Source organism: Paenibacillus tyrphae, from assembly GCF_027925525.1.
In the GTDB taxonomy this organism is placed as follows: Bacteria; Bacillota; Bacilli; order Paenibacillales; family NBRC-103111; genus Paenibacillus_G; species Paenibacillus_G tyrfis_B.
Genome location: NZ_BSDJ01000012.1, coordinates 63,898 through 77,619 on the forward strand (window position 1 = coordinate 63,898; position 13,722 = coordinate 77,619).

Below are 13,722 nucleotides of genomic sequence, written 5' to 3' on the forward strand. Positions count from 1 at the left end.
GCTAAGCAAAATAGTCAAAAATAAGGCTTATGCGCAACCGCGATCGCGCCCTCGCTTTTTACTTTCGCCTGACAGCCTAACCGAAAGCCTTGCTCCAGCTCGTCCGGCTCCAAATTGTCCAGCTCCTCGTCCGTCGGAGCGTTCAAATGCTCCATGCCCTCGCTTACTTGACAGCGGCAACGGGAGCAAGTGCCCCGCATGCAGGAGAAACCCCAGTCCACTTCCGCCTTCAGCGCCAAATCCAAGATCGTGAACCCGGTCACCGGTTCAATCGATTTCGTTACTCTGCGTCCTTTTAAAGTTATCATAAGCTGCCAGACTCCTTACAATAGGGATACGACCATATAAATAAAGATCGGGATAAACATCAAGAACGCGACCAACGAAAGCACAAATCGGACAATGCCCGTCGTTTTATTTCTCGCAAATGTGATCAACAGCGAAGCGAGAACCATGAGACCGATCGCAATAAAAGATGCCCACATTTTGTCCAACGGCGACATAATAAATTTTCCAACCCCTAGCTTGGTAACGTAATTGACTCCATCATAACATAAAAAAAGCATAAGCGCGCTTGACCGGCGGCTCATGCCATAAAACTGTTAAAAATGTCACCTTACTTCTTCATGATCATCTTCATGAGCTGTTCCAAATTGTCCGTGCTCACTTTGCTGCTTTTGATGGCTTGGATCAGCTCGTTTGTCGTTTGATCCGAAACGGGAACTTTCACAAGGCCCGCAACTTGCTTAATCAGCTGCCGCAGCTGCGTATCGCTCTGCAGCGTGGACGGCTTTACCCCGCTCGCAAGCTTGTATATATCTTTCTCGGAGACGCTTTTACCGGTTTTTTTCTTAACCACATTGAGCACGTCTTTCGGCATATTTTTATCTGCCATCGTTGTCCCTCCTCAGACTGGTTATGCAATAAAGCCTGAGGTAGTATATGTGGAAAAGTTGCCATCGGTATAGGCGATTGCCTTAACGAAGCCATCCGTTTTGAGAATCGTCGGCGATTTCTTCGGTTTCGTGGCGGGGTCCCCGTCCCATCAAATGCTCTACGGCCGTTTTCGGGTTTTTCCCGTTAAACAGAACGTGGTACAGCTGTTCCGTAATCGGCATAGAAATCTCATAGCGGAGGGACAACTGATAGGCGGCCTGCGTCGTTTTGACGCCTTCTACGACCATTCCCATCCGCTGAAGCACTTCTTCCAGCGAATGTCCCTGCGCAAGCATCGACCCGGCCCGCCAGTTGCGGCTGTGCCTGCTCGTGCACGTAACCACCAAATCTCCGATTCCGGCCAATCCCGCGAACGTCAACGGACTCGCCCCCATCGCCGTCCCAAGTCTGGCGATTTCGGCCAATCCCCGGGTAAGCAGAGCAGCCTTGGCGTTATCTCCGAAATCCAGCCCGTCGCTGAGACCTGCGCCGAGCGCGATAATATTTTTAAGCGCGCCGCCAACCTCCACACCAATGACGTCGGGGTTCGTATATACGCGAAAATAGGAGTTAATCAACAGATCCTGCGCTTGCTCGGCGGCTTCTTTGTCCAGCGAAGCCACGACAACCGTTGTCGGGCATTGCCGGATAACCTCTTCCGCATGGCTTGGTCCGGATAGTACGACCAGCCGGTTCGAATCGTACGACGGCAGCTCTTCCGCCAACACTTCGCTCATGCGCTTTAAGCTGCCGGCTTCGAATCCTTTGGTCGCATGGACCAAAAGCGAATCGGAGCTCAAATGCGGCTTAAGCTGACCGGCGATATCCCGCATGGCCGAGGACGGCGCTACAACCACGACGGCTTCCGCATCTTTCACGGCTTCCTCCATCGAATCGGTCGCCCGAATCCGCGAAGATAACAAAACCTCGGGCAGAAACCGGCTGTTGCGGTGCTCCTCGTTAATTTCCCGTACCTGATCGCGGTTGCGCGACCACAACAGCACGTCGCGGCCGTTATCCGCCAGTACCGAGGCAATGGCCGTTCCCCAACTTCCCGCTACCAGCACGGCAGTTTTACCGGAAACCGGCATGAACGAACACCTCCGTCTATTTCGTCAAACTTGTTTTTTGGCACCAAGCTTGTTCTCTTGTCCTTTTAACAGCTTCACGATATTGCTCCGATGCTTGACCCAAGCGAATACGAATAGAAGCAGGCTGAGCGCGAAAATCTCCCGGGAATCGACCATAAACCATATTAAGATCGGCAAAAGTGCGGTAAACAATAGAGATCCCAGAGAAACGTAACGCGTAATAGCAATGGAAACAAAAGCAACAATCCCGGCGATAAGCGCAGGCAGAAAGGCTAGCGTCGCCATCACTCCGATCGTCGTAGCTATGCCTTTGCCTCCCCGAAACCCAAAAAACACGGGCCAATTATGTCCGACGATGACACTGATCCCCGCGAGCACTTCAAACAGCGGATCGCTCCCGCTCAGCCATGTGCCGATCCAGACGGCCGCCACGCCCTTCAATACATCCAAGAGAAGCACTGCGATGCCCGGCCCTTTGCCGAGCACCCGCAGCGTATTCGTAGCCCCTGCGTTCCCGCTACCGTGTTCACGTATATCGATGCCTTTCAGCACTTTGCCTGCCAAATAACTAAAGCTGATCGAGCCGAGCAAATAACCGATCAAAAGTGAGAGCAAGTTAGTCACCGCGGTTCTCTCCTATTCGTCGTCCGATTTGCGACGCGTGAACATGCGTAGAGGCGTCCCCTCGAAACCGAACGCGCCGCGAATTTTGTTTTCCAAATATCTCTGATAGGAGAAATGCATCAGCTCTGGATCGTTGACGAAGAAGATGATGGTCGGAGGCTTGACCGCCACCTGCGTTGCATAATTGATACGCAGCCGTTTCCCTTTATCCGTCGGCGGAGGGTTGATGGCTACAGCATCGGACACGACGTCGTTCAGCACGTGCGTCGCCACACGCGCCGCATGCTGCTCGGCAACATTGGTCACGACCGGGAACAGCTTATGCAGCCGCTGCTTCGTTTTGGCAGACAAATACACGACAGGAGCATAGGTCATAAACAAAAAATGGTCGCGGATTTTCTGAGTGAACTGATGCATCGTTTTGTCGTCTTTTTCCACAATATCCCATTTATTCACGACGAAGATCGCCGCCTTGCCAGCCTCGTGCGCATATCCGGCTACGTGCTTATCCTGCTCGATAATGCCTTCCTCGCCATCGATAACGACCAGCACGACGTCCGCCCGCTCGATCGCCTTCATAGCGCGCATCACGCTGTACTTCTCCGTCGTCTCGTATACTTTGCCGCGCTTTCGCATCCCCGCCGTATCGATAATGACATACTTTTGGCCGTCCTTCTCAAAAGGCGTATCGATCGCATCACGCGTTGTTCCGGCGACATTGCTGACGATGACGCGCTCTTCTCCCAGGATCGCGTTGACGAGCGACGATTTCCCGACGTTCGGCCGGCCGATCAATGCGACCTTGATCACATCCTCGCCGTACTCTTCCTCGCTCGTGTCCGGAAAATGCTTGATCACCTCGTCAAGCAGGTCGCCAATTCCCGTGCCGTGAGAGCCGGAGATGCCGACCACGTCGCCGAAGCCGAGGCTGTAGAACTCGTAAATATCGTCCATCCGCTTCAGATTGTCCACTTTGTTAACGGCAACGATAACCGGCTTTTTCGCCCGGAACAGCATTTCCGCAACTTCGCTGTCAGCCGGTGTAATGCCTGCTTTGGCATCCACCATAAACACGATGACGTCCGCTTCCTCAATGGCAAGCTCCGCTTGCATGCGTACGGACTTCATGATCTGATCTTCCCCTTCGATCTCAATCCCGCCGGTGTCGATGACGCTGAACTCGGTGTCCAGCCACTCCCCCCTGCCGTACAGCCGGTCCCGGGTAACCCCCGGTTTATCTTCCACAATAGCCAACTTATCGCCGATAATACGGTTAAACACCGTAGATTTGCCCACATTCGGACGGCCGACAATCGCTACGATTGGTCTTGCCATGCACTTCATTCCCTTCTTCGACTACCGCAATGTTGCTTCATGTGACGTTATGTACAAAGACAAGCCTTATTTCAAGGCTTGCAAGCTCTGATATTATATCAAAATCGAATTCACAAGTAAATGAACGAAACGTTAGCGGGCAGCCTTCTAACCGCTAATGCTTCACCAAAATAACGATTCCGTTCTCCAAATCGTGGGCCGCCGCATCCAAAATTTTTTCCAGCTTGAAGGCTACTTTCTGCTGATGATTGGTATCGTCTGCAATAAAGATGGGAGCTCCGCCGGCCACCGTTTGCCGGTTTGCTTCCGTAGCCACCACCGCCATAATTTGTCCCATAGCTCTATCCTCCCGCTTTTCCGCCGGCTTGCACATGCGCTTCGCTCGGCATCCGCACTGCGCTTTCCAGCACCGGCGAGTTCATCGCGACTTGCCGGGCTTTCTCCGGATCTTGCTCCTGCGGAAGCAGCAGCACAGCCAGCCGCCCGTCATCCATATCCAGCTTGGCCAACGGAACGAGCGCCGGTTCGCCTTCGTCACGATGGACGCCCATAATCGTTGACACGTCATGCAGCAGCGCCTGCCGCTGTCCCGGGTTAGCCAGGGTGACTCTTGCATTTTTGTTTTTGGGCACAAGCACAATACCGATCGCTTTTTTCCGGATGATGTTTTGCGTATCGCTTAATCCTACGTTCATGATATAAATGTCGTCTACGAACAGATTCGGTCCGTCGAGCCGCACTTGGCCGATGTTTACATTTGCAATGCGGGACAACGTTTTGCCCGTCTTGAACATATTGGTAATCAGAATTGCCGCAATGCCGGCCACAATCCCCCAATACCAGGGGAACACGATACCGAAGAACGCCGTGGCAAACGCGGTAAAAATGACTAAATAGTTGCGTCCTTCAAATACCATCGCTATTCCTTCGATATAGGTTGCTCCCCGCGGTACCAGCTCCAGGCTGTCGATCTTGCTCAGCGTTTGGCGCTCCATATTGCGGACGTCCCGGAACTGCTGCGCCGCCATCGCCAAAAACGTCATGGCCGTATAGTTCTTATCCAGCAGCGAAGGGACGGCAACCGAGCCAAGCCCTGCTGCGATGACACCCAAGGAAAGATGAATGATTTTGCCGTGAGGATAAGTCGGATATTGCCGGTAATCGGTCCGCAGCATCGTCAGCCGGGCCAGCACACCGAACACTACGCCCAATATGATTCCTACGGTATATTTTTGCTCCACCAGCCAAGCCCACACGTCGATCACGTCTCCTTCCTTCTTGGGCAACCGCTTCTGCCAATCAATCGTTCTCGGGCTCTCTGCCCGACCTAACCATTTGCCGCATACGATTAAATACCAGCTTCGTCCCCGCGACCGTCCCTTCCAGCAGCAGAGAGCAGCCTCGGGCCGCAAAGGCCGTCAGCCACCATACATCCTGAAATTCCGTTTGCCCCAGCGTCATCGCCATCTGTTCCCGGTGCGCGCAGGCTGACATTACGTCGCCGATCAACAGTCCGAGCGACAGCCCCGCGATCTGCAGTGGCGGCCACCGCAGCAGAGCCGCAGCCAAAAAACCGACGCTTGCGGCAACGGTCCACTCCGAGCTGAACCAGATGACCGCGGGCATCAGATGCAGCGTCTCTCTCATGAAGAAATAAACCGAACCGAGCAGCAGGGCGATGGAAAGTAAATGGAAGCGATACAAAAAGCTCGGCGTGCGAACCATGACCCAGAGCGAACCAGCCAGCAGCAGCAGCGTGCAGCCGAAAACCCGAATCCCGCCCCAATCTGTGCTCCACCGCATAAACAATATCCAAAGCATAAAAAAAAGAAGTAGACTCGTAGGAGTAATACCTCTTAATATGACGTTCTTCCAGCCACTGGCGAACAAAATCAGCGCAACGACGATTAGCAATAAGGACACGTAACCCGCATTCATTCGCTCTCACCCGCAGAAAAAGCTTGTTCCTCTTTTTCCTTAGTATGGCTTTCTTTATTTAGTTTTAGTCAATTACTTAGCGTAGCCCGATCGCCTTGCGTAGGTGGAGATATCGATTCCCCGAACCGAGCACCACTCTGCCGTTTCCGACGTAATAACGATCGGAAGCTCATGCAGAGCTTCAATACGGGATGCGCCCAACGCCGTCATCAGCAGCCGGAGCTCTTGATGCCATGACGTGATTTGTCCGATCAGCGCTTCGGTTCCCGATGTTCGCAGCACTCGCAGCATGGCTCCAGCCATACCGACCGCTGAGGCTCCAAGCGTTAATGCTTTGCAAATCTCAAGCGCGCTTGTAATGCCGCCTGTCGCCACGATCGCAACGTCCGATCGGTTCAGGCGACGCTTAGCCTCCAATACTTCCAATAGCGCGATGCTGGTCTTGCAGCCCCAATCGTTCAACCAATCCATCGGCAGATCACGTCGGGCATTCTCGATTGCGGCGAAATTGGTGCCTCCCGATCCGCCGACATCGATACATCCGACTCCACAGCCAATCAACTTCTCGGCACTCTCCCGCACCATGCCGAAGCCGACCTCCTTGACGATAACGGGAACGCCCGCCCGTTCGACGATCGTCCGGATCCGCTCCAGCATTCCCCGGAAATCTCTGTCCCCTTCGGGCATGATCAGCTCCTGCATTACATTCAGGTGGATTTGAAGCCCGTCGGCTTGCAGCATATCCACCGCTCTTAGCGCTTGCTCCAACGTCGCTTCGCTGCCAAGATTGCCAAATACGATGCCGCGCGGGTTTATCTTTCTTACGATACGGTAGCTTTCAGCCGTCTCCGGGTTTTTGATGGCGGCCATCTGCGAGCCTACCGCCATGGCAAGTCCCGTCTCTCGAGCGGCAACGGCAAGCTCTCGGTTAATTTCTTCGGTCTCGCGGGCTCCTCCGGTCATGGCATTAATAACAATCGGCGAGCTCAATAAGAGTTCGCCGATTCGGGTATGCAATGCTATGGATTCCGAAGAAATACCGGGGAGACAATTATGGACCAGCTTGATATCGCGGAACCCCTGCTCGCCGATTTGCCCGAGCCGGAGCGCATGATGAACATGCTCCATTTTTCGCGGTATGCGCACCCCTGATTCCTCTTTTCGTCTATAGACAGCGGTTTACTTGAATTTGCTCAGCTTGTCGCCAAAACGCTCTCCGAGTGTCAGGTTCAGGCCTTGAAGCTCTTCGTGGGAAACGGATTCCCGTTTCGGCGCACGTTCTCTTTCAGGTCTTGGTTCGCGGGCAGGCGCTTCTTCCGTCTCTTTGATGCTGAGCGAGATGCGCTTTTCGCCTGGGTTCATGTCCAACACTTTCACTTGAACCTCTTGACCTTCCTTCAGCACTTCGAACGGCGTTGCAATGTGACGGTGTGCGATTTGGGAAATATGAACCAAGCCCTCAACGCCAGGAGCCACTTCGATGAACGCGCCGAATTGAACGAGCCGTTTAACGGTACCGGTGACGATATCCCCGATATTGATCTTGTTCGTTACGGATTCCCAAGGTCCCGGTTGCGTAGCTTTGATGCTCAAGGAGATGCGCTCGTTGGCCGGATCCAATTTCAGAACTTGAACGCGAACTTGGTCGCCTTCCTTCACGACTTCGGACGCGTGCTCGACATGATGCCAAGCCATCTCGGAAATATGAACGAGTCCGTCTACGCCGCCGATATCGACAAATGCGCCGAATTGCGTCAAGCGTTGAACCGTACCCGTCAGCTCTTGACCGACCGACAGTTTGGAGATCGTTTCTTGCTTTTTCGCTTCGAACTCTTCATCCAGCACGTCTTTTTGAGAAAGAATGACTTTGTTTTTCTCGCGGTCCATTTCTTTCACGCGCAGACGCAGCGTGCGGCCTTTGTAATCGCTGAAATCTTCGACGAACGTGCGCTCAACCATGGAAGCCGGAACGAATCCGCGCAGACCTACGTCAACGACAAGACCGCCTTTAACCACTTCGGCCACTTTCGCTTCGAGGATCGTTTTGTTTTCCATATCGGCTGCAAGCTTCTCCCACGATTTCTCGCTGTCGATAGCGCGTTTGGAAAGCACGAGCTTTTCCTTGTTGTCATCGATAGTAACAACTTTCAGCTCGATGTCTTGACCGACTTGTACGATCTCTTCCGCATTATCCAGTTGGACGGACGAAAGCTCGCGCACTGGCACGATGCCGTCGTATTTGTAGCCTACGTCGACAACCGCTTGATCCGCATCCACTTTAATGACTTTGCCAGTAACGATGTCGCCTTTTTTGATAATGTTGACATTCGCCATGGACTCTTCCTGAGATACCTCTGCGGATTGAACTTCTTGATCGAATTTTGTTTCTTCTGACATGTCCAATTACCCTCCTTAAACAACCTGACAACGTGTAATGTATTTGGATAAAAATTTTACTTCATCATTTTCTTAAGTATGCCACAATTTATCATTTCGATTCGTGCTGCTTGACCATGCTTCGGATCGTGCTCATGATTTTGTCGGTCGCCTGTTCCAAGCCTTCCGAACCGCTGTTCTCAAATTCGCTCAAATCGACTGGCGGACCATACACGACCTTCATTTGCCGAAACGGCTTATAATTGCCGATAATGGCTGCCGGAATGACTACAGCCCCGGATTTCAATGCCAGACTAGCCGCTCCCTTTTTACCCATGCCTCCCGCGTTGCTGCGCGTCCCTTCCGGGAAAATGCCCATAACCTCGCCGTCTTTGAGCAGTTGCAACGACAAGCGGATCGACTCTTTGCTGACACCGCCGCGCTTGACGGGAAATGCCGCTATTCTCGGCAAAACATATCCCAAAACGGGAACGTCGAACAGCTCGGCCTTGGCCATGTAATGCACCTTTCGCTTCAGTGGGCTGCCCATCAGCGGCGGGTCCCAGTTGCTGGTGTGGTTGCCGCAAAGAACGACGGCGCCTTCGGCGGGAATGTTCTCAAGCCCTTCTGCCCGCAAAAAAAACACGGAGCGGAACAAGACTCGAAAAATCCCTCGAAAAAAGACGTACAACATGCTATTGCCCCCCACCGACCCGGAGCTTGCAAAGCTCCAAAATGCGATCCACCACTTGCGGTATCGTCATCTCGGTCGTATCCAGCAGCACGGCATCCGGCGCTTTCACAAGCGGCGAAGCCTCGCGCTGCTCGTCCATCCGGTCCCGCTCCGCAATATCGCGCTCCAATCTCTCAAGCGTGATATCCGGCTGCGAATCGCAAATTTCCTTGAACCGGCGCTGGGCGCGGACACTGACACTTGCGGTCAAAAACACCTTGACCTCGGCGTCCGGCAACACGTGACTGCCGATATCCCGGCCGTCCATGACGATTCCTTTGCTTTGGGCCATTTCCTGCTGTTTGGCGGTAAGGATACTGCGAATTTCAGCGATGGAAGCAATTCTGGAGACGTTTCCGGTCACCTCCGCAAGGCGAATCATGCCCGTCACGTCTTCGCCATCGACAAAGACCATTTGGCCATCGCTGCCCGGAACTAAGCGAATGTCCATACGGCCTGTGAGCGCAACCATGTCCGAGATCTGTTCCGCTTGAAGGCCTTCCCGTAAAATCTTCCAAGTCACGGCTCGGTACATGGCTCCCGTATCGACATAAACGAAGCCGAGCGCACCGGCGACCAGACGAGCGATCGTGCTTTTCCCCGCTCCTGCCGGACCGTCGATTGCGATGTTAAACTTTTCCAAGATGCGGCCTCCTTACAAAATGAAGCGGACGAGCAGCCTGAAAAAAAAACAGGCCGAAGCCTCGAACGAAGAAAATTATACCATAGTTTTACCGTGGATTGCAAAACTCGCGCACCCTCCATTATTTTCCTTCCACGGCCTGAAGCCGGGACACCGAATAAGGAAGTCCCTCCAACTGCTCCACCTTGACTAAAACATAGCGGATTCGCGGGTTAAGAAGCAGCAACTGGGAAGCGACCAAAGCAATGGCGCACCCCGCCAATGCCCAGGCAATCCATCGTTCCGCCCGTTCGGCAAACTGCAAAAATAATTCTTCGTACCTATCGTCCGATTCATTTTGATTCTTTGTATTCATCCGCGGCCACCCCGTCCCATCCAATATTTGGGGGATAGTGTACCCGTCATGTCAAGCTATTATGTATTATCTTTTGCGGAAATCAAGCTGCCGCTCAAAGCAGTACCGGATAATTTTTTGGCGGTCGCGGTCCGTGATCTCCGAAAATCGCATCATGACCTGCTTTTTGCCCGTCTCCAACTCTTTGACGCGTACGATCTCGCTCTTGAACGGCACATGCTCGATCTGGCCGTTCTTGAACGGGACAAGCAGCCAGCACTCGACCGTATGGCCGGACTCCACCGGCACGTAGCCTTCGCATAGAAACGATATGCCTCCGCCCCCGACATCGTCGGTCAGCGCTACGAACTGCAGCTGCTCCGAGAATTTCACGGCGATTTCGAGTATGGCCGGCACGCGCAAAAAGTTGCGCCGTTGCACTTTCGTAATCGATTCGGGGTCCGGTTTTTTGATCAAGACAAGCCGGATCACATCATCGGAAAATCCGAGTACGGACGAGTTGAAGTAGTTCTTGACACCGCCCTCGGTTATAAAATAAACGGAAAGCTCGTCGCCCGGATACAAACGCTTCAGCTTCCCCGATTTGTCGTTCATTGGTACTTCCATGCTGATATACGCATCCGAGACGTCGGCAATTCTGGATTTATATTCCTGCTTCGCCTCTTCTTCATCGATGGAATTGATTTGGATAAAAAGCGTCTGGTTTACTTTCGGCAGCAATCGGCTCACCTCCCCGGAGTGTAAACTTCGATAAGTCCAAGCTTTATTATAGCACGTGAAGCGAATATGGGAAGGGGTGAGCGCACAGCGTTCGGAGTTTTGTTGGATGCTTCTTTGGATTGTTGGGGAATGGCGGAATGAACGGTGGAGCGGCCTGCGGCGAAATCGCGATTGGCTAATGCTCAGACACGTTTTGACCCGGTCCCATGGAACAATTTTTTATGGAATTGGGACCAGATCAAAAAACTCGCCGCCAATCGCGATTTCGCCTTCGGCTCATCACCAAGTACCACCCCAAAAAGAAGCAAAAATACGAAAAAGCCCGAACGCATCGGGCTTGGGAGAGGACTAAAAAAATGAAACATCAGGTTGGGGTGACGGCGGCGGCTTCTTCCGCGCCCAAGCGGTCGATCTTCTCTTGCGCGCCGCTCTCGGCATTAACGTAGATCCGGTACAAGCCGCCGTTGACGCGGCCGATAAACTGGTAGCAGAGCACCTCTTCGTCGATGTCGTTCTTGATCAGCGCCTGATTGACGCTATCTGCTTTAAAATCGGCATTGAGCGTTTTGCGGGCTTCGTCCGCCGTCAGCTTCGGCGCTTTGATCTGACGGTCCTTCTTGCCGTACACGTAATCAGTCGCTTCCAGCCCCGTCACTTCCCCGTTGTCGAGCGCCACCTGAACCGCGACCTTTTCCACGTAATTGATCACGTTGTTCGTGCGCACCGCATACGTCATATGGGCGACGTTGCCGTAATCGTCGTAGCTGACCGCGGTCATATTCTTGTAGCCGTGCTCATCCAGGAACTGCGCCCCGATGTCGCGTGCCTGCCGCAAGTCAAGCTTCTTCTCGGGCACATTGCGGGAAGCCGCGAACCACAGCAGCTGACCGCCTTTTTTCGAATAGTCCAAATGAGCGCCATCCGCCGTGCCCTGTTTAGGAGCCGTGACGCTAAAGGACTGATACTCGGTCCCGGGGCCGTTTTCCACGACCTGGAGACCGGACGGGTCCTGGATGCCCAGGAACTGAGCAGCTTTTTGCTTAATTTCGTCGGCGCTCACCTCCGGGCCGGAAAGCATGTGCATATCCCGCTTCTGATACATGCTCATGACCGCCGGGCTCCAGTTGATTTCCGGATATTCGCGCACCTTCTTATCTACCGTAGTGAACCCGTCGACGATGACGTTGTCATGCGGTTCCTTCTGCGTTGCCAGCGCCAGCTCGACATCCATCCAGCGCAAGTTGTTCTGGATGACCTTGCTTTGAACCCCGCGCAATTCTTTGGAAATTTCCGCCGCGCGCTCATGCAGCGTATTGAGCGTCTTCATTTCGTTTCCGTCCAGCGGACTTTTGGAAAGGTCCCGGACTGCCGCCCGATAAGCAAAATTCGAAATATTAGCTAAAAACTCCTCGGTTTTGTTGAAAGGCAGCATAGCCAGCGGCAGTTGACTGATTTCGTTCTGCGCTTCGCTCGTGATTCGCCAAACGTTGATCAGCCCTTTTTTGTAGGCGTCCTGGGATGTCGAATTCACCGCGAGCGTATTGCCAAGCTCCGTATGAAGCTTGTCCACGTGAAACGACAAATCGTGGAACGCCCGTTGATAATGGTTTTCTGCCTTGATCAAGACGGCATTTTTCTCTTGATGCTCCAAGTAGCCCCAGACCCCGGTGCCGATGAGCGCCACCAAAAGAATCGGAAACATGACCATGCTCAATCTTTTGTACATGTTCGAGAAATCTCCCTTCATCAGCAAAACTTGGGCTTAGTTTTCGCCTGAAGCGAGACGGATTATTCACGAAGCGCAGACATCGCAATCAAGCCGTTCAAAAAAAAGAAAAAGCCGGCGCTTGGCCGACTCTTATCCCGGACTAGAAATCAAGGGTTTCGATATCGAATTCTTTTTCATTGTTGCATATGCACTGCTTGAACCCGGTATCGATCTTTTCCTTTTCTTTCCTGCCCTTCAAGATGAATTTCTCGCCGCAATGCTTGCAGCGGATGGCGACTTTCACCCGCGGACTAACGACATTCATCATATCCCTCCGGTACGACCTATGGTTTTATATATCCATTATGGTCATTCCGGCTAAATTTTAACCTGATCCTCCCGCGTGGCGACCCTGAGCGGCGATTTCGCGTTGGCCCGGTTCACTTTGCGCAGGCTGCGCAGCCACAAGAAGCTCATGAGCGGCACCATGAACCAGACCCAGTACGCTTTGCTAAGGAGCAGCGTATAGTCAAACACCCCGTGCCAAAATACCGGCAGAGCCAACGACAAAAGCAGATGCTTGCGGGTATGCTCCGGCGTAAACTTGGCTTTTCCGAGATGGTAGCCCATCATGACGCCGAACATGGCGTGACCGGACACCGGCAGGAAGGCCCTAATCATTAGCGACGAAAAGCTGGAGCCATTCAAGAACGCATAAAATACGTTTTCGAGCGTGGCGAATCCGAGCGACACCGCTACCGCGTACACAATGCCGTCGTACGGTTCGTCGAACGAAGCATGCTTGAAGGTAATGAAATAAACCAGAAACCACTTAAAAAATTCTTCCGGCAGCGAAGAGATGAGGAACGAAAAAACGAACGGATCCTCGCCGAGTCCGTGCACCAAAGCCCGCTGCAGCACCATGATCGGGAAAACGATCAGAACGCCGAACAAAAACAGCTTGATTACTAAGGAGATCGGCTCCGTATCGTATCGGTCTTTTAAATAAAAATAGGCCAGCAGAGCGACACCCGGCGCGATAGCCGCCGTCAGGACAGTTAAGACGCTCAAAGTGTCTCCCCTCCGTCATAATAGGATAAACCCGCCCGCAGCAACGGCCGGCCCCCGCAACTTTCGCGGATGCCGACCGTAATACGGGCAGGCGCTTGTCGATATTTCTTATCTATGAATATTATAGACATTTTGAATGGCTTTTTCCATCATTTCTTGGAATCTGGCATACACATCCGCTTTTACCCGGCA

19 protein-coding genes are annotated in these 13,722 nt (G+C 53.0%); 1 reads left to right on the forward strand and 18 read right to left on the reverse strand.

All coding sequences use genetic code 11. The features are described 5' to 3' along the window. Positions 1-14 precede the first annotated feature (14 nt). From QMG93_RS16355 to QMG93_RS16425, 15 genes are all read right to left on the reverse strand, one after another. Complete coding sequence (locus QMG93_RS16355) at positions 15-308, reverse strand: 2Fe-2S iron-sulfur cluster-binding protein (RefSeq protein ID WP_036680700.1); 294 nt, start codon at positions 306-308, stop codon at positions 15-17. A 15-nt stretch (positions 309-323) separates the two neighbouring features. Continuing rightward, positions 324-503 carry a DUF2768 family protein gene (locus QMG93_RS16360; RefSeq protein WP_054977389.1) on the reverse strand — a complete coding sequence of 60 codons (180 nt, stop codon included), beginning with the start codon at positions 501-503 and terminating at the stop codon, positions 324-326. A gap of 113 nt (positions 504-616) precedes the next feature. Continuing rightward, entirely contained in the window at positions 617-895 is a 279-nt protein-coding gene (locus QMG93_RS16365; protein ID WP_281938235.1) for a stage VI sporulation protein F, read from the reverse strand. Between the two features lie 82 nt (positions 896-977). Continuing rightward, a complete protein-coding gene (locus QMG93_RS16370) occupies positions 978-2,027 on the reverse strand; it encodes an NAD(P)H-dependent glycerol-3-phosphate dehydrogenase (RefSeq protein ID WP_281938237.1) in 1,050 nt (349 codons plus the stop codon). Positions 2,028-2,051: 24 nt separating this feature from the next. Then, on the reverse strand, positions 2,052-2,651 hold the full coding sequence (gene plsY / locus QMG93_RS16375; protein ID WP_281938239.1) for a glycerol-3-phosphate 1-O-acyltransferase PlsY: 600 nt from the start codon (positions 2,649-2,651) through the stop codon (positions 2,052-2,054). Between the two features lie 12 nt (positions 2,652-2,663). Then, complete coding sequence (der, locus tag QMG93_RS16380) at positions 2,664-3,986, reverse strand: ribosome biogenesis GTPase Der (RefSeq protein ID WP_281938241.1); 1,323 nt, start codon at positions 3,984-3,986, stop codon at positions 2,664-2,666. Between the two features lie 154 nt (positions 3,987-4,140). After that, on the reverse strand, positions 4,141-4,323 hold the full coding sequence (locus tag QMG93_RS16385; RefSeq protein WP_281938243.1) for a capping complex subunit for YIEGIA: 183 nt from the start codon (positions 4,321-4,323) through the stop codon (positions 4,141-4,143). A gap of 4 nt (positions 4,324-4,327) precedes the next feature. After that, positions 4,328-5,242 (reverse strand): YIEGIA family protein, encoded by a 915-nt coding sequence (locus tag QMG93_RS16390; protein ID WP_281938540.1) that lies wholly within the window; start codon positions 5,240-5,242, stop codon positions 4,328-4,330. 43 nt (positions 5,243-5,285) lie between these two features. Further along, positions 5,286-5,789 carry a hypothetical protein gene (locus QMG93_RS16395; RefSeq protein WP_281938244.1) on the reverse strand — a complete coding sequence of 168 codons (504 nt, stop codon included), beginning with the start codon at positions 5,787-5,789 and terminating at the stop codon, positions 5,286-5,288. A gap of 207 nt (positions 5,790-5,996) precedes the next feature. Further along, on the reverse strand, positions 5,997-7,052 hold the full coding sequence (gene fni / locus QMG93_RS16400; protein ID WP_281938542.1) for a type 2 isopentenyl-diphosphate Delta-isomerase: 1,056 nt from the start codon (positions 7,050-7,052) through the stop codon (positions 5,997-5,999). Positions 7,053-7,103: 51 nt separating this feature from the next. Next, positions 7,104-8,321: a 30S ribosomal protein S1 gene (gene rpsA, locus QMG93_RS16405; protein ID WP_281938245.1), complete on the reverse strand. Its 1,218-nt coding sequence runs from the start codon at positions 8,319-8,321 to the stop codon at positions 7,104-7,106. Positions 8,322-8,412: 91 nt separating this feature from the next. Beyond that, the gene (locus QMG93_RS16410) at positions 8,413-8,994 is read right to left on the reverse strand and encodes a lysophospholipid acyltransferase family protein (protein WP_281938246.1); all 582 of its coding nucleotides are present in this window, start codon (positions 8,992-8,994) and stop codon (positions 8,413-8,415) included. Between the two features lies 1 nt (position 8,995). Continuing rightward, a complete protein-coding gene (gene cmk, locus QMG93_RS16415) occupies positions 8,996-9,676 on the reverse strand; it encodes a (d)CMP kinase (RefSeq protein WP_281938248.1) in 681 nt (226 codons plus the stop codon). Positions 9,677-9,797: 121 nt separating this feature from the next. Continuing rightward, positions 9,798-10,031: a hypothetical protein gene (locus QMG93_RS16420; RefSeq protein WP_281938249.1), complete on the reverse strand. Its 234-nt coding sequence runs from the start codon at positions 10,029-10,031 to the stop codon at positions 9,798-9,800. 66 nt (positions 10,032-10,097) lie between these two features. Next, complete coding sequence (locus QMG93_RS16425) at positions 10,098-10,751, reverse strand: flagellar brake protein (protein ID WP_281938251.1); 654 nt, start codon at positions 10,749-10,751, stop codon at positions 10,098-10,100. 144 nt (positions 10,752-10,895) lie between these two features. Here QMG93_RS16425 and QMG93_RS16430 point away from each other — a divergent pair, with 144 nt between their 5' ends. Further along, positions 10,896-11,111: a hypothetical protein gene (locus QMG93_RS16430; protein WP_281938253.1), complete on the forward strand. Its 216-nt coding sequence runs from the start codon at positions 10,896-10,898 to the stop codon at positions 11,109-11,111. Positions 11,112-11,115: 4 nt separating this feature from the next. Here QMG93_RS16430 and ypeB read toward each other — a convergent pair whose 3' ends face one another. From ypeB to prsW, 3 genes are all read right to left on the reverse strand, one after another. Beyond that, on the reverse strand, positions 11,116-12,477 hold the full coding sequence (gene ypeB / locus QMG93_RS16435; RefSeq protein WP_281938255.1) for a germination protein YpeB: 1,362 nt from the start codon (positions 12,475-12,477) through the stop codon (positions 11,116-11,118). 142 nt (positions 12,478-12,619) lie between these two features. Further along, positions 12,620-12,787 carry a hypothetical protein gene (locus tag QMG93_RS16440; protein ID WP_281938551.1) on the reverse strand — a complete coding sequence of 56 codons (168 nt, stop codon included), beginning with the start codon at positions 12,785-12,787 and terminating at the stop codon, positions 12,620-12,622. Between the two features lie 50 nt (positions 12,788-12,837). Next, positions 12,838-13,530, reverse strand: coding sequence for a glutamic-type intramembrane protease PrsW (gene prsW / locus QMG93_RS16445; protein WP_281938257.1), 693 nt, complete (start codon positions 13,528-13,530; stop codon positions 12,838-12,840). Between the last annotated feature and the right edge of the window lie 192 nt (positions 13,531-13,722).

Bases quoted from the DNA above. Each gene is read 5' to 3' on its own strand.
- QMG93_RS16410 (WP_281938246.1), bottom strand. From the start codon at position 8,994: ATGTTGTACGTCTTTTTTCGAGGGATTTTTCGAGTCTTGTTCCGCTCC.
- der (WP_281938241.1), bottom strand. From the start codon at position 3,986: ATGGCAAGACCAATCGTAGCGATTGTCGGCCGTCCGAATGTGGGCAAA.
- QMG93_RS16440 (WP_281938551.1), bottom strand. From the start codon at position 12,787: ATGATGAATGTCGTTAGTCCGCGGGTGAAAGTCGCCATCCGCTGCAAG.
- rpsA (WP_281938245.1), bottom strand. From the start codon at position 8,321: ATGTCAGAAGAAACAAAATTCGATCAAGAAGTTCAATCCGCAGAGGTA.
- fni (WP_281938542.1), bottom strand. From the start codon at position 7,052: ATGGAGCATGTTCATCATGCGCTCCGGCTCGGGCAAATCGGCGAGCAG.
- QMG93_RS16360 (WP_054977389.1), bottom strand. From the start codon at position 503: ATGTCGCCGTTGGACAAAATGTGGGCATCTTTTATTGCGATCGGTCTC.
- QMG93_RS16365 (WP_281938235.1), bottom strand. From the start codon at position 895: ATGGCAGATAAAAATATGCCGAAAGACGTGCTCAATGTGGTTAAGAAA.
- QMG93_RS16355 (WP_036680700.1), bottom strand. From the start codon at position 308: ATGATAACTTTAAAAGGACGCAGAGTAACGAAATCGATTGAACCGGTG.
- ypeB (WP_281938255.1), bottom strand. From the start codon at position 12,477: ATGTACAAAAGATTGAGCATGGTCATGTTTCCGATTCTTTTGGTGGCG.
- QMG93_RS16370 (WP_281938237.1), bottom strand. From the start codon at position 2,027: ATGCCGGTTTCCGGTAAAACTGCCGTGCTGGTAGCGGGAAGTTGGGGA.
- QMG93_RS16385 (WP_281938243.1), bottom strand. From the start codon at position 4,323: ATGGGACAAATTATGGCGGTGGTGGCTACGGAAGCAAACCGGCAAACG.
- QMG93_RS16420 (WP_281938249.1), bottom strand. From the start codon at position 10,031: ATGAATACAAAGAATCAAAATGAATCGGACGATAGGTACGAAGAATTA.
- QMG93_RS16395 (WP_281938244.1), bottom strand. From the start codon at position 5,789: ATGCGGTGGAGCACAGATTGGGGCGGGATTCGGGTTTTCGGCTGCACG.